Raw genomic sequence first — 23644 nt, 5'->3', positions numbered from 1 at the left:
TATGGGAAGTGCGTCGCAATAGACAGCCCACTGAGAATGGGATTTGGCCCACATACTTACGCATTATGGACTTTTATTGTGTTTGGCATGACTTGGATGTGGGCTAAAAAACCAGCGCGTTATCAATGGAAAGGCGCGGGTTGCGCGCGATTTTTATCGAAATTTCCAGTGGGCTGAATGATATCGACTATTGTATACAGGTTGCCTATCCCAATGACATGGCGACCAGCCTCTGCATTTGCAGCGGGTCACGGCCGCATTTGGCCCATTGTGGCGGGCCCCGCACGCACTAGGTTGAAGCGATGATCCCGCTCTCAGTCCTCGACCTCTCCGTCACGACCACGGCCACCAAGCCGTCGGCGGCGCTGCGCAACAGCATCGATCTGGCCCGCCATGTCGATCAGCTCGGCTATGTCCGCTATTGGCTGGCCGAGCATCACAGCCTCCCTTCGGTCGCGAGCCCGTCGCCCGACATCATGATTGGGCAGATCGCAGCGGCGACCCAGCATATCCGGGTCGGCTCCGGCGGCGTCATGCTGCCCAACCATGCTCCGCTGGTCGTCGCCGAGCGTTTCAAGATGCTGGAGGCGCTGTTTCCCGGCCGCATCGATCTTGGCTTGGGACGCGCACCCGGCACCGACGGCACCACGGCCTATGCCTTGCGTAGCCGGCTCGATCGCCGCGAGGGCGACGATTTCCTGGAGCGGCTGCACGAATTGATGTTGTGGGAGACGCGCGAATTTCCCGCGGGTCATCCCTACAACAACGTCATCGCGATGCCCGACGACGCGCCGCTGCCGCCGATCTGGCTGCTCGGCTCCAGCGACTATTCCAGCGAGTTGTCGGCGCAACTCGGCCTGGGATTCGGCTTCGCGCATCATTTCGCCAGCCACGACGCTGTCGATGCGATGCGAACCTACCGCGCCCATTTCACGCCGTCGCGCTGGCGGTCGCAGCCGCATGCGATCCTGGCGGTGGCCGTGGTGACGGCGGACACCGATGCCGAGGCCGAGCGGCTGGCGTCGTCGATGGACCTCAACCGGCTCCGGCGCGACCGCGGCCAGTTCCTGCCGCTGCCGAGCCCCGAGGAGGCCGCGGCGTACATGTATACAGACGCGGACCGGGCCTCGATCGCGCGCAACCGCTCGCGGCTGTTTGTCGGCTCGCCGGCGACGGTGCGAGCCAAGCTCGATCCGATGATCGCCGCCAGCCAGGCCGACGAGCTGATGGTGATTACGGCGACCTTCGACCACGACGCCCGCAAGCGCTCCTACAGCCTGCTCGCCGACGCCTTCGGCCTGGAGCGGAAGGCGGCGGCGTAGTCACAACCACCGTCATTCCGGGGCAAGGCCGCAGGCCTTGAACCCGGAATCTCGATATTGTCTTGCGTCTGTGCTCATCATCTTGGGATTCCGGGTTCAATCGACAACGCGCAGCCGCTTCGCTGCTGCGCATTGCCGATTGCCCCGGAATGACGAAGGAGCGTGTGGTCCAGTCGAGTCGGCGACCGTTTGATCATCGCGAGGGCGCGACGGATCGCGCACGGTGTTGGTCTCACCATGTGACCAGCGGCGAGCCGTGCAGGAAGCTGTCGTCGCTCACCTGGTCCACGACGAAACGCGCGACGTCGGCCCGGGCAATCGTTCCGCCATGAAAGCCGGAGAGATCCGTCAGGGCGCGCAGGGCGTGGCCGCCCGGCTTGTCGTTGAGCACGGAGGGACGGACGAGCACCCAGTCGAGCCCGCTGTTTCTGATGATCGCCTCCTGCCGATCCTTGTCGGCGTACACCTTGCGCAGCAGCAGCGGAAAAATCAGCCGGTCGAACAGGAAGCCGCCGTGCCCCGCACTGTCGCCGGCGCCCATCCCGGTAATGGCGACCAGACGCGAGACGTGCTCCGCCTTCATCGCATTGACGAGCGAGCGCGTCACTGTCGAGAGCAGCGTCACCTCGCGGAACGGACTGGCCGGCGTGCCCAATGCACTGATGACGGCGTCCTGACCCTTCAGCGCCTTGCGCAGCGCCGCTTCGTCGCGGGCGTCGCCAACGATGAGATGCGCCCCTTGCAGATCGCGGGCCTTGTCAGGCGACCGCACCAGCGCGGTCACATTGTAGCCGCGCGCTAGCGCTTCGCGCACGATCAGGCGGCCGGTGCCGCCGGTGGCGCCGAGAACGAGTATCTTCAGCTTCGCGGTGGCGGCGTTATCGTTGTCGCGATTGGTCATGATGACCTCCTTGAATGAGGGCGGGACGCATCCTCGGAGGCGCCCCGCATGTTGGTTTCGGGTGATGATCAGAGCTGGTTGCCGTCAGGCCGCGGCCGCGATCTCGGCGACGAAGTCGCGATAGGAGCGCAGTGGGCGGCCCAAGAGCTCGGTCAGACGGGCGACGTCGCCTTCGTCCGGGATCATGCCGTCGGTCAGGAAGCGTTCGCTCATCAGGCGCATGTCGAACGCCATCCAGCTCGGCATGAACTGCCGGAGGTTCTTTTCGAAGCCTGCTGTGTCGTCGCCGCCATAGGCGATCGTACGCCCCAATACGTCCGACCAGATCGCGGCGGCATCCGTGCCCGTCAGCGTGTCCGGACCGACCAGGTTGATCCGCACCAGCGGGAGCGGCGTGGCCGACTGCTCGCGGCGGATCAGCTCGATCGCCGCGATCTCGCCGATGTCCCTGATGTCAATCATCGCGAGGCCCTTGGCTCCGATCGGCATCGGGTAGATGCCGAAATTGAGCACGACGTCCTTGATCGTGAGATCGTTGTTCATGAAGTAGGCCGGGCGCAGGATGGTGGCGTTCAAGCCCATCTGCTCGATCATCCGCTCGACGGCGAACTTGCCGGCGAAGTGCGGGACGTTGACGTAGACGTCTCCGTGAATCACCGAGAGATAGACGATCCGCTCGATGCCGGCCTCGCGGGCCAGATTGAGCGCGATCAGCGCCTGGGTGAATTCATCAGGTGTGACGGCGTTGAGCAGGAACAGCGTCGAGACGCCCGAGAATGCACCGCGCAGCGAATCGACGTCGAGCAGGTCGCCCTTCGCGATCTGGACGCCCGCCGGGAAGTTGGCCTTGGCTGGATCGCGGACCAGGGCGCGAACATCGGCGCCGCGCTTGACGAGCTGTTCGACGACGTGACGGCCGACGGTGCCAGTGGCGCCGGTAACGAGGATGGTCATGGGGATTCTCCGGGTTGGTTGTGAGACACCCCGAAAATAGCGATCCACATGCGAGCCAATAGACGCTATATTTGGACAGGCTGTCTCATTGGTGGAACAGATGGACTTGCTTGCGCTTGCTGATTTCACGCTCGTCGCCAGGAACGGCGGCTTTGGCCGTGCCGCCCGTGCCTCCGGCCGTCCCAAGGCGACGCTGTCCCGCCGGGTCGCGGAGTTAGAGGCGAGTCTCGACATCAGGCTGATCGAGCGCGGTGCCCGGACGCTGAAGCTGACCGAGGAGGGGCTGGTGCTGTTCGAGCGGGCGGGCGCGCTGCTGACTGAGCTTGACGAGACGGTCGCCGCGATCTCCTCAGGGGGCGACACGCCGCGTGGAAGGTTACGGATCAACGCGCCGCTGCTGTTCTCGCAGGCTGCGATGGGCAAGCTCGCCGCCCAATTCGCGCTCAGATATCCGCAAGTTCGCCTGGAGGTGACCACCGACGACCGGACGGTCGATATGGTCGAGGAGGGCTACGATCTGGTGATCCGGGTCAATCCCGATGTCGACGAGAGCCTCGTCGGACGCATCTTTCTGCGCGACCAGTTGGTGGTCGTGGCAAGCCCAAGCCTGGTGCGGCCGGCGGACGATGCAGCGGTTCCGGCCGTCGTTCGCGGATCGAGTGACCAGGCCGGAGCCTGGGATGTGACGGCGCCGACCGGACGATCGCGGATCGCGTTCGATCCGATCCTTCGCCTGTCGTCGCTCATCATGGTCCGCGATGCAGTCCGCGCGGGTGCTGGCGCCGCACGCCTGCCGCTCTCGCTCGTCAGCCACGATCTGGCGGCCGGCCGGCTGGCGCATTGGGGCGATCTCGACGCGCCCGCCATTGCGCTGTGGACGCTCTATCCGTCGCGGCGGCTGCTGAGCGCGCGCGTCTCCGCCTTCCTCGACTTCCTGAAGGAGGCCTTCCCGACGGGAACGCCTGCCGAGCTGGCAGCCTATGTCGAGACGTAGGTGGCGCGTGAATTCCCGGTGTCGTCCCGGGCAAGCCCGAGCAGCGCACAACGCTGCTTGGGCGCAGACCCGGGACCCATACCGCGTGATGTTGCTGCGAGAAGACGGTGGGAGAGACCGTGCTGCGACCACTCCGCCCTGTGGCTATGGGCCCCGGCGTTCGCCGGGGCGACAGGCGAGGGTCACTCGCGCGTCTCGCTGAACGTCGCGCGGAACGGATGCGCCGGATAGACGCCGACGATGCGCAGCTCGCGCGAGAAGAACTTCAGTTCTTCCAGCGCGAAGGCGAGGCCCTTGTCGTTGGGATGGCCGTCGACGTCGGCATAGAACTGCGTGGCGAAGAAATTGCCGTCGACCATGTAGCTCTCGAGCTTGGTCATGTTGACGCCGTTGGTCGCGAAGCCGCCCATCGCCTTGTACAGCGCTGCGGGAAGGTTGCGGACGCGGAACACGAAGCTCGTCACCAGTGGGCCGGAGTTCTGCTCGGCCCACTGCTCCTGGCGCGCCAGCACCACGAATCGCGTGGTGTTGTGGGCCTCGTCCTCGATGTCCTCGGCGAGAATGTCGAGGCCATAGATCTCGGCGGCGAGACGCGAGGCGATCGCCGCGACGCTCCTGTCGCCGCGCTGGGACACGTCCCGTGCGCTGCCCGCGGTGTCGCCGGCCACGATCGGCCGGACGCCGAGCTGGCGGATGATGCGGCGGCACTGGCCGAGCGCGTGGACGTGGCTCTCCACGGTCTTGATGTCGGCGAGCTTGGTGCCCTTCAGCGCCATCAGCTGGTGGCGCACCGGCAGGAACCATTCGCCGATGATGTAGAGGCCGGAGGCCGGCAGCAGATGATGGATGTCGGCGACACGGCCGGCGACCGAGTTCTCGATCGGGATCATGCCGAGATCGGCCTCGCCCGAGGAGATCGCGCTCAGCGCGTCCTCGAAGGTCGGGCAGGGCATGGCCTCCGCGCTCGGATAGGCCTCGGAGATGGCGATGTGGGAATTGGCTCCCGGCTCGCCCTGGAATGCGATTTTCAAGATCTTGCTCATGAGGGGCCTTGTAGCAGCAGCTTATGGTCAGGACAGCAGCCGGCGCGCGGTTTCGAGATCAGGCGCGGTATCAACCCCGCGCGGCACGGTGTCGACGATGCCGATGTCGATCCGCATGCCGGCCTCCAGCGCCCGCAGCTGCTCCAGCTTCTCCTGAAGTTCGAGCGGCGAGGGCGGCAGGCTGACGAAGCGTTCCAGGGCGGCGCGACGATAAGCGTAGAGGCCGATGTGATGGTAGCGTGGTCCGTCGCCATGCGGCGCCGTGGCCCGGGTGAAATACAGCGCTCGCAGCCGCCGCTCGCCAATCGGGGAGCCGACCGCCTTCACCACGCTCGGCGCGGCGTCTTCCTCCTCGGTGTGGATCTGCGCGGCAAGGGTCGCGATATCCACGGCCGGATCGGACAGCGGCAGCAGCACGTCGCGGATGTTCTGCGGAAGGATGGTCGGGAAGTCGCCCTGCAGATTGATCACGATCTCCGCCTCGCCGGTGGGATCGAGCTTGCTCAGCGCCTCGTGGATCCGGTCCGAGCCAGAAGGATGGTCGGCGCGGGTCATCACGGCTTCGCCGCCATGTGCGGTCACGGCGTCCGCGATCTCGGGCGTGTCGGTCGCCACCGCCACCCGGCCGATCGCGGCCTCCTGAGCGCGACGGAGCACCTGCACGATCATCGGCAGGCCGGCGATGTCGAGCAGCGGCTTGCCGGGCAGGCGGGTCGAGGCCATGCGGGCGGGGATCAGCACGAGGGTCTTGGGTCTGGTCATCCGGAAAACGACAGGTCGGAGCCGGTCGCAACAGCGCGGGCCGGACTTGATGGGGACAGCAAAAGCCGGCTGCTTATACGGGTTGCCAGAGCACGGGCAAACCGATATCTCACTTCTGCCGCAGGGGGAGGCGCGACGGCTCGATTCCGCTCGATGCCTTGACGATTCCTTGACGACCTCTGGGGCGATTCGCGGTCGCGGCCTAGCGGCCTCCGACAGAACAATGAAATCCGCCCTCGGAGCCTGATTCCAAAATGGACTCCTTCGAACTGAACAAGATCCTCGGCGCCGTGCTGGCCGCCTGTCTGGTCGTGCTGGTCACGAGCTTCACCGCCAACGCGCTGTTCGCGCCGAAAATGCCGGAGAAGCCGGGCTTCGAGATCGCCGTGAAGGAAGCCGAGGGCGCCGCCAAGGGTGGCGCTGCGCCGGCCGCGGCGGAGCCGATCGAGAAGCTGCTGCAGACCGCCTCGGTCGAGAAGGGCGCTGCCGCCGCCAAGAAGTGCGCGGCCTGCCATACCTTCGATAAGGGCGGCAAGAATGCCGTCGGCCCCAACCTTTACGGCATCGTCGGCGACAAGGTCGGCGAGGGCCGCGGTTTCAACTTCTCGGCCGGGATGAAGGCCAAGGGCGGCACCTGGACCATCGACGCGCTCAACCAGTTCATCGCCAACCCGAAGGGCTACGTCCCGGGCACCGCGATGGGCTTCGCCGGCATCCAGAAGGACTCCGAGCGCGCCGACGTGCTGGCCTATCTGAACTCGCTGGCCGACAGCCCGGCGCCGCTGCCGACCGCAGCCAAGTGATCCGCTGCTGATTTCCCGTTTCGGACGGCCGGGCCCCAAGCCCGGCCGTTTTGCTTTGCGGGGCGAATTTCGCCGCATTTGGGACCTTTGGTCGCATCCGGTTCGTTCACAACCCGGTACCATGAGGAAAAAGCAAGGTTATTGGTCGAAACCTTGCCGTATATTGCTCCCCTGAATGGAACGGGTTCGCGAGCCGGGGCGCCCTCGCTGTGGCCAGCGCAACCTGCCCTCGCGAACTGGGTTACGATCAGACGTTGGATCTAGGGAGCAGCAGCGGCCGTGGCCGACCACCTGCTTCAAGCGGTCTTATTCAGAGGAAGTCTCATTTGACGATTACCCGACGACAGCTCCTGCAGAGCAGCGTCCTCGCTGCGATGACCCCGGCGCTCGGCACGGCCGCCAGCCTCGCCCCTCTCGATGCCGCGCAGGCGCAGGCCGGCGAGCAACTGACTTGGCGCCACGGCCTGTCGCTGTTCGGCGAGATCAAGTACCCGGTCGACTTCAAGCGTTTCGACTACGTCAATCCCGACGCGCCGAAGGGCGGCACGGCCCGGATGATCTCGCTCGGGACCTTCGACAATTTCAACATCGTCGTGATGTATGTGAAGGGCAACATCGCCGCGGCCGCGATGCTCCCCTACGAGACGCTGATGACGCGGTCGCAGGACGAGATCTCGACCGAATACGGCCTGCTCGCCGAGGCGGCCTCCTATCCGGACGATTATTCCTGGGTGATCTATCGCCTACGCAAGGAGGCGCGCTGGCACGACGGCAAGCCGGTGACCCCCGAGGACGTCATCTTCTCGCTCGACGTGCTCAAGAAGAACAGCCCGTTCTACTCGTCCTACTACCGCCACGTCGTGAAGGTGGAGAAGACCGGCGACCTCGAGGTGAAGTTCACCTTTGACGGTCCAGGCAATCGCGAGCTGCCGCATATCGTCGGCGAGATGGTCGTGCTGCCCAAGCATTATTGGGAAGGCACGGACGCGCAGGGCCGCAAGCGCGATGTGACCGCCACGACGCTGGAGCTGCCGCTCGGATCCAGCCCCTACCGGATCAAGGACTTCGTTCCCGGCCGCTCCATCAAGGTCGAGCGCGTCAAGGACTATTGGGGCGCCAACCTGCCGGTCCGGATCGGCCAGAACAATTTCGACGAGCTGCAATACGAGTACTTCCGCGACAACCAGGTCGCGCTCGAAGCCTTCAAGGCCGACCAGGCGGACTGGATCAACGAAAATTCGGCCAAGCAGTGGGCCACGCAGTATGATTTTCCGGCGATCGCCGACAAGCGCGCGGTCAAGGAAGAGTTTCCGGTCCGCGATTCCGGCCGCATGCAGGGCTTCATCTTCAATCTGCGGCGTCCGCAATTCCAGGACCCCCGGCTGCGGCGCGCCTTCAACTACGCGTTCGATTTCGAGGAGATGAACAAGCAGCTGTTCTACGGCCAGTACAAGCGGATCAACAGTTATTTCGAAGGCACCGACCTCGCCTGCTCGGGGCTGCCCCAAGGGCAGGAGCTGGAGCTTCTCGAGGCGCTGCGCGACAAGGTGCCGCCGGAGGTGTTCACGACGGCCTATCAGAACCCGGTGGGCGGCAATCCCGAGAACGTGCGGGCCAACCTGCGCGAAGCCACCAAGCTGTTGAAGGACGCCGGCTACGAGATCAAGGAGCGCAAGCTGATCGATCCGGCCGGCAAGCCGGTCGCGATCGAGATGCTGGTCCAGGACCCGTCATCCGAGCGCATCGTGCTGTTCTACAAGCCGTCGCTGGAGCGGCTCGGCGTCACCGTCACGGTGCGCCAGGTCGACAACGTGCAGTATGAGCAACGGGTGCGCACCTTCGACTACGACATGATCACCGACCTCTGGGGCCAGTCACTGTCGCCCGGCAACGAGCAGCGCGACTTCTGGGGCTCCAAGGCGGCCGACGAGCCGGGCTCGAAAAACTCGGTCGGCATCAAGAACCCGGCGGTCGATGCGCTGATCGAGAAGATCATCTTCGCCAAGGACCGCGCCACCTTGGAAGCGGCGACGCACGCGCTCGACCGCGTGCTGCTGTGGAATTTCTACGTCGTCCCGCAGTTCACCTATCCGTTCTTGCGCAGCGCGCGCTGGGACCGTTTCAGCCATTTCGAGCCGTTCCCGAAATACGCCAGCACCGGCTGGCCGTCGCTGTGGTGGTACGACGCCGACAAGGCAGCCAAGGTGAAGCGCTCTTGAGCCCGCTCTCGCATCTGTCGCGCCGCGGGGTGCTCGGGCTCGGGCTCGGCGCGCTCGGTGCTCCGCTGCTCAGGCCCGCCATGGCCGCGGAGTTCGGTGCCGACTCCCACGGCATGTCGGCGTTCGGCGATCTCAAATATCCGGCCGACTTTCCTCACTTCGACTACGTCAATATCGACGCACCGAAGGGCGGGCTGTTCTCGCTCATCCCCTCGGTGCGCGCCTACAACCAGTCCTATCAGACGTTCAACTCGTTCAATGCCTATGTCCTCAAGGGCGAGGGCGCGCAGGGCATGGACATGACGTTCGCCTCGCTGATGGTGCGCGCGAGCGACGAGCCGGATGCGGTCTATGGCCTGGTCGCGAAGTCGGTCGCGATCTCGCCGGACAAGCTGTCCTATCGCTTCACCTTGCGGCCCGAGGCGCGTTTTCACGACGGCTCGAAGATCACGGCGCAGGACGTCGCCTTCTCGCTGAACACGCTGAAGGAGAAGGGCCATCCGCTGATCGTCGTGCAGCTGCGCGACTTCGTGAAGGCCGAGGCGCTCGATGATGCGACGGTCGTGGTCAGCTTCGTCGAGAAGCGCGCGCGCGACGTGCCGCTCTATGTCGTCACGCTGCCGATCTTCTCCAAGGCTTATTACGCCAACCGCGCCTTCGACGAGAACCCGCTCGACGTGCCGCTCGGCTCGGGGCCGTACAAGGTCGGCAAATACGAGATCAATCGCTACGTCGAGTTCGAGCGCGTCAAGGACTGGTGGGCCGCGGACCTGCCGGTCAGTCGCGGCATGTATAATTTCGACATCGTGCGCTACGAGTTCTATCGCGACCGCGACGTCGCCTTCGAGGGCTTCACCGCCAAGAGCTATCTGTTCCGCGAGGAGTTCACCTCGCGCATCTGGGCGACGCGCTACGATTTCCCGGCGATCAAGGACGGCCGCGTCAAGCGCGAGCTGCTGCCGGACGAGACGCCGTCGGGCGGACAGGGCTGGTTCATCAACACCCGCCGCGACAAGTTCAAGGACCCGCGCGTTCGCCAGGCGCTGACCTACGCCTTCGACTTCGAATGGACCAACAAGACCATCATGTACGGCGCCTATGCGCGCACGGTGTCGCCGTTCCAGAACTCCGACATGGTCGCGGTCGGGCCGCCGTCGCCTGAAGAGCTGAAGCTCTTGGAGCCGTTCCGGAGCCAGGTGCCGGACGACGTGTTCGGCGAGCCGTTCGTGCCGCCGGTCTCAGACGGATCGGGGCAGGATCGCGCGCTGCTGCGCAAGGCCACGCAGCTGCTGCAGCAGGCAGGCCTGCCGGTGAAGGACGGCAAGCGATTGCTGCCGAATGGCGAGCCGTTCGCGATCGAGTTCCTGATCGACGAGGTCTCGTTCAAGCCGCATCACGGCACCCTGATCAAGAACCTGCAGACACTCGGCATCGATGCAGATCTCCGCATCGTCGACGCCGTGCAGTACCGCGCCCGGGTCGAGGATTTCGACTTCGACATCACGGTGCAGCGGCTGTCGATGTCGCCGACCCCCGGCGACAGCCTGCGGCCGTATTTCACCTCGGATGCGGCGAAGACCAAGGGCTCCTACAATCTCGGCGGCATCAGCAATCCCGCGATCGACGCGCTGGTCGCCAAGGCGATCGGCGCCGAGACCCGCGGCGAGTTGACGTCGGCCTGCCGCGCGCTCGACCGCGTGTTCCGTGCCGGCCATTACTGGATACCGCAATGGTATCGCCAGACCCACCCGATCGCCTATTGGGATCAATTCAGCCACCCGCCGAAGCCGCCGAAATACGCATCTGGCGTCGGCGCCCCCGACATCTGGTGGTACGATGCCGCCAAGGCCTCGAAGCTGGAGCAGGCGAAGTAGTTCATGGCTGCCTATATCGTCCGCCGCATGTTTCTGATGCTCCCGACCCTGCTCGGGATCCTGTTCATCTCGTTCGTCGTGGTGCAGTTCGCGCCGGGCGGGCCGGTCGAGCGCGTCATCGCGCAATTGACCGGCGCCGACACCGGCGGCACGTCGCGCATCTCGGGCGGCAGCGGCTCCGATTTCGGCGCGCGGCCGCCGGGTCAGGTGGGCTCCGGCGGAGACACCAATTCGAAATATCGTGGCGCCCAGGGTCTCGACCCGGCCTTCATCAAGCAGCTCGAAAAACAATTCGGCTTCGACAAGCCGGCGCCGGAGCGCTTCGCGCTGATGGTGTGGAATTTCGCGCGCTTCGATTTCGGCAAGAGCTATTTCCGCGACACCTCAGTGCTGCAGCTGATCAAGGAGAAGCTGCCGGTGTCGATGTCGCTCGGCGTCTGGATGACCCTGCTGACCTACCTGATCTCGATCCCGCTCGGCATCCGCAAGGCGGTCGCGGACGGCTCGCGCTTCGACGTCTGGACCTCGGCCGTGATCATCGTCGGCTATGCCATTCCGGGCTTCCTGTTTGCTATTCTCCTGATCATCCTGTTCGCGGGCGGCTCGTTCCTGAACATCTTCCCGTTGCGCGGGCTGACGTCGGACGGCTGGTCGGACTTCCCGTGGTACTGGAAGATCATCGACTATTTCTGGCATCTCACTCTGCCGCTGGTGTCGATGGCGCTCGGCGCCTTCGCGACCATGACGCTGCTGACCAAGAACTCGTTCCTCGACGAGATCCGCAAGCAGTATGTCATGACCGCGCGCGCCAAGGGCTGCAGCGAGAACCAGGTGCTCTATGGCCACATCTTCCGCAACGCGATGCTGATCGTGATTGCCGGCTTCCCGGGCACCTTCATCCATGCCTTCTTCTCCGGCTCGCTCCTGATCGAGACCATCTTCTCGCTCGACGGCCTCGGCCTGCTGTCGTTCGAGAGCATCCTCAACCGGGATTATCCCGTCGTGTTCGGCAATCTCTTCATCTTCTCGCTGCTCGGCCTCGCCATCAACCTGGTCTCGGATCTGACCTACATGTGGATCGATCCGCGGATCGATTTCGAGGCGCGGGAGGTCTGATGACGCTGACAGCCACCCCTCCGGTCGAGACCACGACGCCGTCGCCGCTCGGCGCGGCCGTGCCGCCGACGCGGCATCGCTTCCGGCCGTCGCCGCTCAACCAGCGCCGCTGGCAGAACTTCAAGGCCAACCGCCGCGGCTACTGGTCGTTGTGGATCTTCCTGTTCCTGTTCGTCGTCTCGCTGTTCGCCGAGCTGATCGCCAATGACCGGCCATTCCTGATCAAGTTCGACGGCCATCTCTACTTTCCCGCCTTCGTCTCCTATCCGGAGACCGCGTTCGGCGGCGACTTCGAGACCGCGGCCGACTATCGCGATCCGTATTTGCAGAAGCTGATCGCCGACAAGGGCGGCACGACGATCTGGCCGCTGGTCCGCTACTCCTACGCGACCCACAATCTCGATTTGCCGACGCCGGCGCCGTCGAAGCCGACCTGGATGCTGACGGAAGCGCAGTGCAAGACGGTGGTCGAGAAGAAGGGGCTGAAGAGCTGTAGGGATCTCGAATACAACTGGCTCGGCACCGACGACCAGGGCCGCGACGTCGTCGCGCGCCTGATCTATGGCTTCCGCATCTCCGTGCTGTTCGGGCTGTCCTTGACGTTCTTCTCCTCGATCATCGGCATCGCCGCCGGCGGCGTGCAGGGCTATTTCGGCGGCTGGGTCGATCTTCTGTTCCAGCGCTTCATCGAGATCTGGAATGCGATTCCCTATCTCTATCTGCTGCTGATCCTCTCCGCCGTGCTGGTGCCCGGCTTCTTCACCCTGCTCGGCATCATGCTGCTGTTCTCCTGGGTGTCGCTGGTCGGCCTCGTGCGCGCCGAATTCCTGCGCGGCCGCAATTTCGAATACATCCAGGCGGCACGCGCGCTCGGCGTTTCCAATGCGGTGATCATGGTCCGCCATCTGCTGCCGAACGCGATGGTCGCGACCATGACGTTCCTGCCCTTCATCGTGTCGAGCTCGGTGATGACGCTCACCGCGCTCGATTTCCTCGGCTTCGGCCTGCCGCCGGGCTCGCCTTCGCTCGGCGAGATGCTGTCGCAGGCCAAGTCGAACGTGCAGGCGCCGTGGCTCGGCCTTACCGGCTTCTTCTCGGTCGCGATCATGCTCTCGCTGCTGATCTTCATCGGCGAAGCGGTGCGTGACGCGTTCGATCCGCGCAAGACCTTCAGGTAATCGACATGGATGCGATCAGCCAGCCGCTGCTCTCGGTCAGGGATCTCTCGGTGGCCTTCCACCAGGGAGGCCGCGTGTCGACCGCCGTCGACCGCGTCTCGTTCGACATCAAGCGCGGCGAATGCATCGCCTTGGTCGGTGAATCCGGCTCGGGCAAATCGGTCAGCGCGCTGTCGGTGCTGAAGCTCCTGCCGTATCCGGTCGCCTCGCACCCGTCGGGCAGCATCCGCTTCAAGGGCCGCGATCTGCTGCCCTTGTCGGAAGGCGAGATGCGCGAGCTCCGCGGCAGCGACATCTCGATCATCTTCCAGGAGCCGATGACCTCGCTCAATCCGCTGCACACGATCGAGCGGCAGATCAGCGAGATCCTGCAGCTGCATCAGCCGATCTCCAACAGCGCCGCACGGACGCGCGTGCTGGAACTGCTCACCCAGGTCGGCATCCCCGAGCCGGAGACGCGGCTCGGCAGCTATCCACATCAGCTCTCCGGCGGCCAGCGCCAGCGCGTGATGATCGCGATGGCGCTCGCCAACGAGCCGGACCTCCTGATCGCCGACGAGCCGACTACCGCGCTCGACGTCACCGTGCAGGCGCAGATCCTGGCGCTGCTCGCCGATATCCGCGCGCGGCTCGGCATGAGCCTGCTGTTCATCACCCATGATCTCGGCATCGTCCGCCGCATCGCCGATCGTGTCTGCGTCATGAATGGCGGCAAGATCGTCGAGCAGGGGCCGGTCGAGCAGGTGTTCACCGCGCCCTCGCATCCCTACACCAAGGCGCTGCTCGCGGCCGAGCCGAAGCCGGACCCGGCGCCGCCGCGGCCCGATCAGCCGGTGGTGATGCAGGCGCAGGATCTCAAGGTCTGGTTTCCGATCAAGCGCGGCCTGTTCCGCTCCACGGTGGGCCACATCAAGGCGGTCGATGGCGTCAGCATTGCCGTGCGCAAGGGCGAGACGCTCGGCGTGGTCGGCGAGTCCGGCTCCGGCAAGACCACGCTCGGGCTGGCGCTGCTGCGGCTGATCTCCTCCGACGGTCCGATCGTGTTTCTCGGCAGCGAGATCCAGGGGCTGAGCTTCAAGCAGGTCCGCCCGTTCCGCCGTGACATGCAGATCGTGTTTCAGGACCCGTTCGGCTCGCTCAGCCCGCGCATGTCGGTCGGCGACATCATCGCCGAAGGCTTGAGCGTGCATCAGCCCGGCCTGTCGGAGGAGGAGGCCGAGGCGAAGGTCGTCAAGGCGCTCACCGAGGTCGGGCTCGATCCGGCGACGCGCTTCCGCTATCCGCACGAATTCTCCGGCGGCCAGCGCCAGCGCATCTCGGTTGCGCGTGCCGTCGTGCTCGAGCCGAGCTTCGTCGTGCTGGACGAGCCGACCTCGGCGCTCGACATGCTGTTCCAGGCGCAGATGGTCGCCTTGCTGCGCGATCTGCAGCGCAAGCTCGACCTCACCTACATGTTCATCTCGCACGATCTGCGCGTCGTCGCCTCGCTCGCCAGCCACCTGATCGTGATGCGTCACGGCAAGGTGGTGGAGGAGGGCGCCGCCGCGCAGCTGTTCAAGGCGCCGAAGACCGACTACACCCGCGCGCTGTTTGCGGCAGCGTTCAGGAATGAGACGGCGGGGAATGGGACGGCGGCGCCATAATAGATCGCATACATCGGCACCGGAGCAACCGCGAGACAATGCCGTCCAAGTTGGATCTTATAAGAGCTCTTCTGCTGTCCGATTGGGACCCGATTGGCGTTTCCGGCTGCGAGGGCGCCGAAAACGAATATGATCGCTACGCTCTCCAGGTCTTCAACATGCTCGAAGACGGTGCCGGTGCTGAGTCGATCGCGAGCTATCTCACCGGTGTCGTCACGGACAGAATGTCACTCGCGGGGCGTCCTGAAGCCGATCATCGGATCGCTGCAAGGGTTTTGATGATCTATCAAAGCTAGGTCGCCGATGCGGGCGGATCGAGCCCTAACAAACGGAAGCGATGGCAATGTCCGGCAGGGACACGGTTCGTTGGACCAAGGGCTATACGCGATCCGAGCTCGACAGGGCGCAACGCCGATTTGGGTTGGTCTTTCCTCCCGATCTGATCGCGCTCCTGACGCGGAGGCGGCCGGTGGACGGCCACGACTGGACCGACGAGCGCGCGATAAGACGAGCGCTCGAATGGCCGTTCGAAAGTCTTCATCACGCTGTCGAGACCGGGCAACTGTGGTGGTCGGAGTGGGGGAGGCTCCCTTCGACCGCACGTGCCCGGGCAGATGCACTTCCGGACATCGTGTCCCGGGCGCCTAAACTCATCCCGCTGATTGCTCATCGCTATCTGCCCGAGCAGCCGCACGAGTCGGGCAACCCTGTCTTTTCGATCTACGGTGTCGACGCGATTTACTATGGCGCCAATCTGAACGACTATTTTGAACGAGAGTTCACGGGCTGGAGCAGCAAACCCTGGCCTGCGCAAGTCAAACACATTCCGTTTTGGTCCGACCTCGTCGAGCGATTTGCGCAGGACACGAACGCGTCTTGATTCCGTTAACGTAGCTCAGCGCGCATGAGGGCCGCGAGGACCTCATCGTTCGACCCCCGTGGCGTGCGAAATGACTTGCCCGACCGGCAGCTTCTGCAACGGCTGTCCAGCCCTCTCGCGGGATATTCTTTTTCATATTTTCGGAACTCGTGCGTGCTCCGCTCCGTCCTGGCCCACGAGAGGGACGTGCGCGTCGTCTCGGACATTGGGTGTGGAATCCGATGGCTTGGCGCCCCGACGTTGGCGTCAAGGTCGCGGGCAAAAGAGGGGAGAGGCTGGCACCGAGTTCGCCGTGAGCTCCGTGCTCAAATGCGCGCCGAGCGAAGATTGCTCACCTCTGCTGTGGCAAGTATCGGGGGATGGCTTGACGACGTCCTCAGCGGCGGCCCCCACCGCCGCCTCCGCCCCCGAAACCGCCCTGGCCGCCGAAGGCGCCGCCACCGGGCGGCCCGCCCGGTGAGCCGCCGAAGCCGGGTGGTCCGCCTGGCGGTCCGCCCGCACCGAAGCCGCCGGACGGGTTCATACCGCCGGGTGAATTCATGCCGCCGTCGCGGCCGAAGCCCGGCAGGCCTTGGTGGCCGGGGGCACCTGGATTGCTTGGCGCTCCCATGCCGTTCGGCCCACCCGGATGATTGCCGCCACCCTGGCCGCCCGGCCCACCCGGTCCGCTCGCGCCACCCGGCCCCTGGCTGCGCGGCGGCGCCTGCGGGCCGCGGACCGACTCGCCTGGGAAGCGGCTGACCGCCTGCACGGCCTCGACGCGCAATCCGCCGGCGCCGTCGGGCACCGCATCGACCACGACGCGGGTCTCGCCGGAGGGCTGGAAGCGTGAATTGTCGCGGGCGACATAGCCTGAGCCGAACTGCAGATCGCTGCCGACGCGCTGGACATAGCCTTCCACCAGGAGGCGGCTGGCGCGCGCGAATTCCTTCAGGTCGTCGGGCCTGACATGCGCGACCTGCATCACGCCCTGCGCCACACGGCCTTCGGCCTGCACGCGCCGGCCGACCAGGGTCGGATCGGCGCCGGCGAGCTTGAGCCCGCCGATCGAGAGCCCAGCGCGATCACGCACGAGAAGCCCGCTGATCCGGTTCGCGCTGGTGCTCCGCAGATCGACCAGGCTCGCGACGATCACGCCGTCGCTGCGCCGCAGGCCGAAAACGGCAACTTGCGCGCCGACCTTCCGCCAGCTCTCCTGGCCCGGCGAGACGACGGTCTGCCCGAGCACGGTCAGCTCGCCCGGCCTGATCGCCTCGATCGGTCCGGTGACCTCGCTCACGACATCGATGCGCGCGGTGGTCAGCACGCCCTGGGCGTCGCGCTGCGCCAGCACGCGGGCGAGCTGGCCGATTCTGAGCGCCTTCACCGAGGCGGCCTCGCCGTCGATCCGCACCGGCACGTTCGGCGCGTAGCTGACACGCTCGCCGTTGACGAAGATGCTGCCGAAGCGCTGGATCACGCCGACGATGCCGGTGCCGCCCATGCCCTGGTCCTGGCCGCCCGTAAGGCCGGTGCCGCCAAGCCCCTGATCATTGCCCTTGCGTGTCTGTCCCCACGCAAGCGCGGAGGATCCGGCGAGCCAGAGTCCGGCGAGCAGCGCCCTGCGCGAGAGAACCGGCCGCTTGGTCACGAGTCGCCGCCTTCCTCGCGCGCGTCCTTCGGCTCTTCTAAATAGATGTAGACGCCGAAATTCCAGCGGGCGTCGCCGCCCTTGTCCTTGGCGAGCGCGCGGTTGGCTTCGCGGTTGGCGGTCTTCAGCGCCTCCATCGCAAGCTCCCGCGAGCGTGCTTCGAGGCGTCGCGCCAGCTTCGGCGACAGCCCGTCATAATGCACCGCGCGCTCCATGAAGCGCGGCGTGGCTTCGGAGACGTTGTCGGCCGCGGCGGCGATGTGATCATGCAGGTTGCGGCCGAGATAGTACCATTTGCGGTCGTCGTCGCCGCGGGGCACGAAGCCGGTATCCGCGAGAACGATGTTGTCGTCGGCATCGATGGTGACGAGCTGGCGGTCGAGCCATTCGTCGAGCACCGCGCGCGGCCGCACGTCCTTGGTGATCGCACCGACCAGCGCCTCGAACGACGGCGCGCCGTCGTCGGCGGTGCGCGGCAGCGGCCGCGGATCGCCCTTGGCATCGGTGAACTCCGGTGCGGCCAGCCAATGCGCGATGATGGCGCTGGTGCGCGACAGCGTCGCAGGCACGACGTTGACCGGGGCGCCGGCCCCGCGCAGCCGCGCCACCTCCTTGCGATGAATGCCCGTGAGCAGGCTGACGCGGCTGTCGGTCTGCGGCTTGTCGTCGAGCGCGAAGTCGTGCTCGGCGACGTTGACGAACAGCTCGCGCAACAGCTGCGCCAGCGCCGGAAACGTCATCCCGCTGCGGATGCACAGCCGCACGAGCGGACGCAGCAGCCGCGCCAGCGGCGCCTGCAGCTGTGTCGCGCTGAGCTGCGACGGCGTCCGGGATTTCGGATCCATGACCAATTTTTAGCCCGCGCAATTGTGGGACACAATCCCACACATTCATTTGACGTGTGAAAAATTCCCACGTATTGGAAGATAACGTTCAACCCACGGCGGGTGCAGATGCCGCAATGCCAGGGCGCGTTGCGGTGGCACCCGGCGGTCTTGTCTGAACGGGGAGTTCGATATGCTCCAGGAGGCGTATCTCATGAACGTCGAGGGCGGCGCTTCGAACTCGCCGGCGAACCTGGGAACGACCGGCTGGGCGCCGCCGTCATGGGCGGAGGCTCCGGCCTATGCCCTTGTCGTAGACCTCCTGGTGACGCTGGCCGCGGTGACCTTGCCGTGGTCGTTGACGGCAACGGCGGCGCTCATGGTGTGCTGGTCGATCGCGGTGATTCCGACGATCGACTGGGACGAGCTCATCAGAAGCCTGACGCTTCCCGCCTGCGCACTGCCGCTGGCGCTGTTCGCGATGGCGGATATCGGCGTGCTCTGGTCCGAAGGCCCCTGGGAAGCGGGATTGCAGGCCATCAATCCCGTGTCGAAGCTGCTGCTGCTTCCGTTCCTTTTCTATCATTTCAGGCGCTCGGAGCGCGCCGTCTGGGTGTTCATCGGCTTTCTCGTCTCCTCGATGGCTCTGATGATGCTGTCATGGATCGCGTTGGCCGATCCGTCGCTGGTGCCGGCCGGCCTGCCGATCGGTCGGGACTTCGGCCAGCGTCAGCAATTCACGCTGTGTGCGCTGGCCCTGGCGGCCCCTGCCGCCGCCGTCTACCAGCGCGGGCAGGTCCGGATGGCGATCGGTCTGGCTGGCGCGAGCCTGTTGTTCTTCGCCCATGATCTGGTCGTGGGTCCGGCGCGAACGACATGTATCGCCACGACGATCCTTCTGCTCGCGCTGGCCATCCGCCATTTCAGCCGGCGGCTCGCAATCGTGCTGCTGGCATCGGTGGCCGTCACCGGCGGGGTGGCCTGGGCGGCAGCACCGTTGTTGAGCGGGCCGCTGGTGGACATCGTCGTGCACCGTCACATCTCAGCACTGAACGGTGGCGGACCAGCCGAGCGCCAGGCCGATTGGCGGCGCTCGATCGCGTCGATCGCTGAGGCCCCGCTGTTCGGCCATGGCACCGGGGCGATCCGCCCGCAGTCCGCGGTCGATGCACCCGGTCCGCGGGAGATGCCGGGGACCGCCCGTGATCCGCAGAACCAGAGCCTGTCCGTCGTCCTGCAATGGGGGCTGGCCGGTCTCGTCCTGCTCTACGCGATGTGGATCAGCCACATCAGGCTGGTTCGCGGCCGGGACTGGATCGCCTGGGTCGGATTGGCGATCGTCGTCCAGACATTCGTCGGCTCGCTGCTCAGCGCCAATCTGTTCGACGTCAACGAGGGATGGATCTATGTGATCGGCATTGGCGTGGTCGGCGGCGTCGCACTCGGCCGCGGCAACGCTGCCGATCCGCTGGAGAGCCCGCGATCTGGCCTTGGCCGCACGACCGATGATCGCCACGACGGCGAGGCCACGGCCGCGTGACAGCGAGCATCGGCGCGCGGTCCTTGGCCGCCATCGGCGGGGTGAGTTGCCCGACGGGCCGGTGTTCGGAAAATCAGTTAATAGATTCTGTAAAAAAGAATAAGCTTGCACCGTCGGGCAAATCAGCGCCATTCATTGCGCCGTCCCGCCTCACGAGAGGGGCGTACGCGTCGTCACGGACGTCGGGTGCGGGATGCGATGGCCGCGATGGTGTTGCAGTGTGCATTTGCGCACGGACGGACGACATCATGCGGACGGCGAAGTCGTGTGGTCCTGGCGCCCCGATGCTGGCGTCAAGGTCGCGAGAGCCGATGGCTTCGCGGCTGACAGGGGCAAGAAAGCCGGTCCCTGGGGAGAGCACGTATAAGACGTAAAGCCATCGCGCAGGGGAGGCCGGATGTTCGGCTCGTACCTGTGGTGACTACCGCGTGCTTCTTGCACGCAACCATGGGTGCGATCGGCGCCCGGCCTTCCCTGCGCCCTCTCTATCTTCGAGGGCGATGATGCCGCATAGCTCGGGCCGTTGGTGCCGCGGGAATGCGGACGCTCGTCCCCATGCTGTTTGATAGGTGAATCGGACCCTTGCTCTGCTCTCTCCACGTCATTGCGAGCGCAGCGAAGCAATCCAGGGCGTCACGCGTGACTCTGGATTGCTTCGCTGCGCTCGCAAAGACGAGGAGAGAGTGCGTGTCTCTCGACTCATCGGGAGGACGTCAGCGCGATGAGGCAAACTCAATCAAGCCTTTTGATCGCGAGCACCTTGCTGCCGCTAGCCTCGATCCGCGCGATCGCTTCGGGGATCGACTCGATCGCCGTCGCCATATGGAACGCGTTGGCATGCACGAGCGTGTCGGCATCTCTGGCGATGGCGACGTGGCCCTTCCAGAATATCAGATCGCCTCGGCTGGGCGGCTCGCCACCGTCGAGCACGCGTCCCAGCGCCGCCAATTGCATGTCGCTGTCACGCGGGCACGGCACGCCCGCTGCATTCAACGACACCTGCACCAGACCCGAGCAGTCGATGCCGAGACTGCTCTTGCCGCCCCACAGATAGGGGGTGCCGAGGAAGCGCTCGGCGACAGCGACGTAGTCTGGCTCGACATGATCGAGCAGAGCGACGTGCTGCTTCGGAATGAACTGACCCTCCGCCGTCACGACGAAGCTGGCGTCCTCACGGTTCACCGCGATGCTCGATCCCATGAGCAGCGTCTCGAGCGGCGGCAGCTTGATCGACGGCCCCGGAAACGCAAAGGTGCGCAACGCCGCGATCTTGTGCGTCGGTGCTGCGGCAGGTGCGGCGAGCGCGGCCTCCGGCAGCCAGCCGACATAGCCGTCCGCCGCGAGCTGGCCCCAGGCCCAGCCCTCGCCGTTGCGGTCGTAGACCGTGACGCGCTCGCCTTTCAGCACCTGCGTCGCCAGCTCGGCGCCCGAGAACGGCTGTTGACGCAGTGGCGCGATCGGATCGGCGACGATCAGCGCCTCGCCCTCGACGAAACGCTCAGCAGTCACCTGTCCCTCGAGATGCTTGGCTGCGATGTCGCCGCGCGCCGGCGTGAGGCGTGGATCAGCCATAGCGCTCGCTCAAGAGCTTGTAGAGCGCGCGTGCAGCCTGGCACTCGCCGCCTTCGGGACGGCCGGGCTTGGACGACGGCGTCCAGGCGAAGATGTCGAGATGCAGCCAGCTCCCGGCATGCTCGACGAAGCGCTGCAGGAACAGCGCGCAGGTGATCGAGCCGGCGAAGCCGCCCGAGGGCGCGTTGTTGATGGTCGCCACCTTCGAGTCGAGCCATGAATCGTAGGGCGCCCACAGCGGCATGCGCCACAACGGATCGTTCTCTGCGGCCGCGCAGCGCGCGACGTCGGCGGCGAGCGCCTCGTCCTGGGTGTAGAACGGTGGCAGGTCCGGGCCGAGCGCGACGCGGGCGGCGCCGGTCAGCGTGCCCATGTCGATCAGCAGATCGGGCTTGTCCTCGTCGGCGAGCGCCAGCGCATCGGCCAGCACCAGCCGGCCCTCGGCGTCGGTGTTGCCGATCTCGACCGTGAGGCCCTTGCGCGAGGGAAAGACATCCATCGGACGGAAGGCGTTGCCGGCGACCGCGTTCTCCACCGCTGGAATCAGCACGCGCAGATGCAGCTTCAACTTGGCATCCATCACCATCTGCGCCAGCGCCAGCACGTTGGCGGCGCCGCCCATGTCCTTCTTCATCAGCAGCATGCTGCTCGACGGCTTCAAGTCGAGCCCGCCGGTGTCGAAGCACACGCCCTTGCCGACCAGGGTCACCTTGGGATGCGACGCATCGCCCCACACCAGCTCGATCAGCCGCGGTGCGCGGGTCGAGGCGCGGCCGACGGCGTGAACGAGCGGGAAATTCTGCTGCAGCAGATCGTCGCCGACGATGCTGGTGCAGCGGGCGCCGAAGCGGTCGGCGACCTGCTTGGCTGCGGCTTCGAGCTCCTCCGGCCCCATGTCGTTCGATGGCGTGTTGACGAGATCGCGCGCCAGCGCTGCCGCCTCGGCGAGGCGGTTCAGCTCCGCGGCATCGACGCCGTCGGGCGGCACCAGCCGGACGTCCGACGAGTCGGACTTGCGGTAGCGGCCGAAGCGGTAGCTGCCAAGCGCAAAGGCGAGCGCGCCGAGCCTGATATCGTGCGGCGCATTGGCGAAGCGATAGGTGCCCGCCGGCAGCAGGCCGGGCAGGGCGCCCGGCCTGAATAGATCGCGGTGCTTGGCGTCGTCGTCCTCGATGCCGAACAGCACCTGCGCGATGCGGCCGTCGGCAGCGGGAAGGATCAGGCAGCTGCCCGGCTTGGCGCCGTAGACATTGGCTTCGGCGAAGTTGCGCGCCTCGGTGGAAAGGCCTTCCTTGATCGCCGGCCAGCTCGCCTTCGTCACGAAGGTGATCGGGATGGCGGACGATGCGGAGGCGGTCTCGAAGATCGACGGCATGCCTAATGGTTCCTTAAGGGACGCGCTCTGCAGCAGACTTCGCAGAGTTTGACCCCGGCTGCAATCACGCCGGCGGCATCGCCCGCAAGCCGCCGCAGATCGGGCATGCGCGCCCGCATCGCGCCATTAACCGGCTGTTAGCGTTAACAGTTTATTGCTGGCGCATCCAATTCGCTCGTCCCTCGAGTCCAGTGACATGCGTCAGCAGCCTCCCATCATCCGGCTCCTCGCCTCAGCGGCGGTCGCAGCTCTCGTCGCTGCCGGCCTCGGCGGTTGCCAGACCGTGTCCGACGTCACCGGGTCCATCGGCGGCCGCGCCGAGCCGGCACCGGCGACGCCGCAGCGGGCGGCCGAGGTCTATGGCGAGCGCTACCGCGCCAACCCGAAGGATGCGGCCAATGCGGTCGCCTACGGCCAGGCGCTGCGCGTCAACGGCCAGCGCGAGCAGGCGGTCGCCGTGCTCGAACAGGCGACGCTCGCCAATCCCGGCAACAAGGCCGTGCTCGCGGCGTACGGACGGGCACTCGCCGACAACGGCAATTTCAAGCTGGCTTTCGACGTGCTGTCGCGGGCGCATTCGCCCGACAATCCCGACTGGAAGCTGCTGTCGGTGCAGGGCACGGTGCTCGACCAGATGGCCCGCCACGACGAGGCGCGGCGCTACTACGAGAGCGCGCTGAAGATCATGCCGGGCGAGCCGTCGGTGCTGTCCAATCTCGGCCTGTCCTACATGCTGTCCAAGGAATTGCCGAAGGCGGAGGAGGTGCTGCGCCAGGCCTACGGCTCGCAGCGGGCGGATGCGCGCGTGCGTCAGAACCTCGCGCTGGTAGTCGGATTGCTGGGGCGCTTCAGCGAAGCCGAGCAGATCGCGCGTGCCGATCTGCCGCCGGACGAAGCCGCCGCCAACGTCGCCTATCTGAAGCAGATGATCCAGGGACAGAGCCAGGGCCAGGGCAAAGGCAAGGCGCGGCGTGCGACGCCGATGGCGGCGCTCAACCAGCCCGACGAGTGAAC

At 65.8% G+C, this 23644-nt stretch carries 20 protein-coding genes; 12 read left to right on the top strand and 8 right to left on the bottom strand.

What is annotated here, in order from left to right; genetic code table 11:
• Positions 1 to 302: 302 nt before the first annotated feature.
• Positions 303 to 1322, top strand: a complete 1020-nt coding sequence (locus tag S58_RS32485) for an LLM class flavin-dependent oxidoreductase (protein WP_015669679.1) — start codon at positions 303 to 305, stop codon at positions 1320 to 1322.
• Between the two features lie 232 nt (positions 1323 to 1554).
• Here S58_RS32485 and S58_RS32480 read toward each other — a convergent pair whose 3' ends face one another.
• Both S58_RS32480 and S58_RS32475 read right to left on the bottom strand, forming a co-directional pair.
• Positions 1555 to 2223, bottom strand: a complete 669-nt coding sequence (locus S58_RS32480) for an NAD(P)-dependent oxidoreductase (protein ID WP_015669678.1) — start codon at positions 2221 to 2223, stop codon at positions 1555 to 1557.
• 84 nt (positions 2224 to 2307) lie between these two features.
• A complete protein-coding gene (locus tag S58_RS32475; protein WP_015669677.1) occupies positions 2308 to 3177 on the bottom strand; it encodes an SDR family oxidoreductase in 870 nt (289 codons plus the stop codon).
• A gap of 100 nt (positions 3178 to 3277) precedes the next feature.
• Between S58_RS32475 and S58_RS32470 the strand changes: the two genes are divergently transcribed.
• Positions 3278 to 4171, top strand: a complete 894-nt coding sequence (locus tag S58_RS32470; protein ID WP_015669676.1) for a LysR family transcriptional regulator — start codon at positions 3278 to 3280, stop codon at positions 4169 to 4171.
• Between the two features lie 182 nt (positions 4172 to 4353).
• Here S58_RS32470 and S58_RS32465 read toward each other — a convergent pair whose 3' ends face one another.
• Positions 4354 to 5214 carry a prephenate dehydratase gene (locus S58_RS32465; protein WP_015669675.1) on the bottom strand — a complete coding sequence of 287 codons (861 nt, stop codon included), beginning with the start codon at positions 5212 to 5214 and terminating at the stop codon, positions 4354 to 4356.
• Between the two features lie 27 nt (positions 5215 to 5241).
• Complete coding sequence (locus S58_RS32460) at positions 5242 to 5976, bottom strand: 3-deoxy-manno-octulosonate cytidylyltransferase (protein ID WP_015669674.1); 735 nt, start codon at positions 5974 to 5976, stop codon at positions 5242 to 5244.
• A gap of 254 nt (positions 5977 to 6230) precedes the next feature.
• Between S58_RS32460 and S58_RS32455 the strand changes: the two genes are divergently transcribed.
• The 8 genes from S58_RS32455 to S58_RS32420 all read left to right on the top strand — a co-directional run bounded on the left by S58_RS32455 (position 6231) and on the right by S58_RS32420 (position 15689).
• A complete protein-coding gene (locus tag S58_RS32455) occupies positions 6231 to 6779 on the top strand; it encodes a c-type cytochrome (protein WP_015669673.1) in 549 nt (182 codons plus the stop codon).
• Between the two features lie 374 nt (positions 6780 to 7153).
• On the top strand, positions 7154 to 8998 hold the full coding sequence (locus S58_RS32450) for an extracellular solute-binding protein (protein ID WP_015669672.1): 1845 nt from the start codon (positions 7154 to 7156) through the stop codon (positions 8996 to 8998).
• A complete protein-coding gene (locus S58_RS32445) occupies positions 8995 to 10872 on the top strand; it encodes an extracellular solute-binding protein (RefSeq protein WP_015669671.1) in 1878 nt (625 codons plus the stop codon). Before S58_RS32450 ends, S58_RS32445 begins: the two co-directional genes overlap by 4 nt.
• Before the next feature lie 3 nt (positions 10873 to 10875).
• Positions 10876 to 11988, top strand: a complete 1113-nt coding sequence (locus S58_RS32440; RefSeq protein WP_015669670.1) for a microcin C ABC transporter permease YejB — start codon at positions 10876 to 10878, stop codon at positions 11986 to 11988.
• On the top strand, positions 11988 to 13166 hold the full coding sequence (locus tag S58_RS32435; RefSeq protein ID WP_015669669.1) for an ABC transporter permease: 1179 nt from the start codon (positions 11988 to 11990) through the stop codon (positions 13164 to 13166). The genes S58_RS32440 and S58_RS32435 overlap by 1 nt, the downstream gene beginning before the upstream one ends.
• A 5-nt stretch (positions 13167 to 13171) precedes the next feature.
• Positions 13172 to 14809, top strand: coding sequence for an ABC transporter ATP-binding protein (locus S58_RS32430; RefSeq protein ID WP_015669668.1), 1638 nt, complete (start codon positions 13172 to 13174; stop codon positions 14807 to 14809).
• Between the two features lie 38 nt (positions 14810 to 14847).
• On the top strand, positions 14848 to 15105 hold the full coding sequence (locus S58_RS32425) for a hypothetical protein (RefSeq protein WP_015669667.1): 258 nt from the start codon (positions 14848 to 14850) through the stop codon (positions 15103 to 15105).
• A 173-nt stretch (positions 15106 to 15278) separates the two neighbouring features.
• A complete protein-coding gene (locus tag S58_RS32420) occupies positions 15279 to 15689 on the top strand; it encodes a hypothetical protein (RefSeq protein ID WP_198409255.1) in 411 nt (136 codons plus the stop codon).
• Positions 15690 to 16065: 376 nt separating this feature from the next.
• On the opposite strand, the gene S58_RS32415 is transcribed toward S58_RS32420, so the two are convergent.
• Entirely contained in the window at positions 16066 to 17319 is a 1254-nt protein-coding gene (locus S58_RS32415; RefSeq protein WP_015669665.1) for a DUF5666 domain-containing protein, read from the bottom strand.
• The gene (locus S58_RS32410) at positions 17316 to 18164 is read right to left on the bottom strand and encodes a DUF6502 family protein (protein ID WP_015669664.1); all 849 of its coding nucleotides are present in this window, start codon (positions 18162 to 18164) and stop codon (positions 17316 to 17318) included. Before S58_RS32410 ends, S58_RS32415 begins: the two co-directional genes overlap by 4 nt.
• Positions 18165 to 18336: 172 nt before the next feature.
• Between S58_RS32410 and S58_RS32405 the strand changes: the two genes are divergently transcribed.
• Complete coding sequence (locus tag S58_RS32405; RefSeq protein WP_015669663.1) at positions 18337 to 19683, top strand: O-antigen ligase family protein; 1347 nt, start codon at positions 18337 to 18339, stop codon at positions 19681 to 19683.
• Positions 19684 to 20415: 732 nt separating this feature from the next.
• Here S58_RS32405 and S58_RS32400 read toward each other — a convergent pair.
• Positions 20416 to 21255: a C40 family peptidase gene (locus tag S58_RS32400; RefSeq protein ID WP_015669662.1), complete on the bottom strand. Its 840-nt coding sequence runs from the start codon at positions 21253 to 21255 to the stop codon at positions 20416 to 20418.
• Complete coding sequence (locus S58_RS32395) at positions 21248 to 22630, bottom strand: leucyl aminopeptidase family protein (RefSeq protein ID WP_015669661.1); 1383 nt, start codon at positions 22628 to 22630, stop codon at positions 21248 to 21250. The genes S58_RS32400 and S58_RS32395 overlap by 8 nt, the downstream gene beginning before the upstream one ends.
• Positions 22631 to 22826: 196 nt before the next feature.
• On the opposite strand from S58_RS32395, the gene S58_RS32390 reads away from it, so the two are divergent.
• Positions 22827 to 23642 (top strand): tetratricopeptide repeat protein, encoded by an 816-nt coding sequence (locus S58_RS32390; protein ID WP_042340367.1) that lies wholly within the window; start codon positions 22827 to 22829, stop codon positions 23640 to 23642.
• Positions 23643 to 23644 lie beyond the last annotated feature (2 nt).

The sequence above is a fragment of the Bradyrhizobium oligotrophicum S58 genome (genome assembly GCF_000344805.1).
GTDB classification, from domain to species: domain Bacteria; phylum Pseudomonadota; class Alphaproteobacteria; order Rhizobiales; family Xanthobacteraceae; genus Bradyrhizobium; species Bradyrhizobium oligotrophicum.
This window is presented reverse-complemented; position numbering and strand designations above follow the sequence as displayed.

Excerpts from the sequence above, each read along its gene's own strand:
- S58_RS32485 (WP_015669679.1), top strand. The coding sequence starts at position 303 with ATGATCCCGCTCTCAGTCCTCGACCTCTCCGTCACGACCACGGCCACC.
- S58_RS32480 (WP_015669678.1), bottom strand. The coding sequence starts at position 2,223 with ATGACCAATCGCGACAACGATAACGCCGCCACCGCGAAGCTGAAGATA.
- S58_RS32475 (WP_015669677.1), bottom strand. The coding sequence starts at position 3,177 with ATGACCATCCTCGTTACCGGCGCCACTGGCACCGTCGGCCGTCACGTC.
- S58_RS32470 (WP_015669676.1), top strand. The coding sequence starts at position 3,278 with ATGGACTTGCTTGCGCTTGCTGATTTCACGCTCGTCGCCAGGAACGGC.
- S58_RS32465 (WP_015669675.1), bottom strand. The coding sequence starts at position 5,214 with ATGAGCAAGATCTTGAAAATCGCATTCCAGGGCGAGCCGGGAGCCAAT.
- S58_RS32460 (WP_015669674.1), bottom strand. The coding sequence starts at position 5,976 with ATGACCAGACCCAAGACCCTCGTGCTGATCCCCGCCCGCATGGCCTCG.
- S58_RS32455 (WP_015669673.1), top strand. The coding sequence starts at position 6,231 with ATGGACTCCTTCGAACTGAACAAGATCCTCGGCGCCGTGCTGGCCGCC.
- S58_RS32450 (WP_015669672.1), top strand. The coding sequence starts at position 7,154 with ATGACCCCGGCGCTCGGCACGGCCGCCAGCCTCGCCCCTCTCGATGCC.
- S58_RS32440 (WP_015669670.1), top strand. The coding sequence starts at position 10,876 with ATGGCTGCCTATATCGTCCGCCGCATGTTTCTGATGCTCCCGACCCTG.
- S58_RS32435 (WP_015669669.1), top strand. The coding sequence starts at position 11,988 with ATGACGCTGACAGCCACCCCTCCGGTCGAGACCACGACGCCGTCGCCG.
- S58_RS32430 (WP_015669668.1), top strand. The coding sequence starts at position 13,172 with ATGGATGCGATCAGCCAGCCGCTGCTCTCGGTCAGGGATCTCTCGGTG.
- S58_RS32425 (WP_015669667.1), top strand. The coding sequence starts at position 14,848 with ATGCCGTCCAAGTTGGATCTTATAAGAGCTCTTCTGCTGTCCGATTGG.
- S58_RS32410 (WP_015669664.1), bottom strand. The coding sequence starts at position 18,164 with ATGGATCCGAAATCCCGGACGCCGTCGCAGCTCAGCGCGACACAGCTG.
- S58_RS32405 (WP_015669663.1), top strand. The coding sequence starts at position 18,337 with ATGCTCCAGGAGGCGTATCTCATGAACGTCGAGGGCGGCGCTTCGAAC.
- S58_RS32400 (WP_015669662.1), bottom strand. The coding sequence starts at position 21,255 with ATGGCTGATCCACGCCTCACGCCGGCGCGCGGCGACATCGCAGCCAAG.
- S58_RS32395 (WP_015669661.1), bottom strand. The coding sequence starts at position 22,630 with ATGCCGTCGATCTTCGAGACCGCCTCCGCATCGTCCGCCATCCCGATC.
- S58_RS32390 (WP_042340367.1), top strand. The coding sequence starts at position 22,827 with ATGCGTCAGCAGCCTCCCATCATCCGGCTCCTCGCCTCAGCGGCGGTC.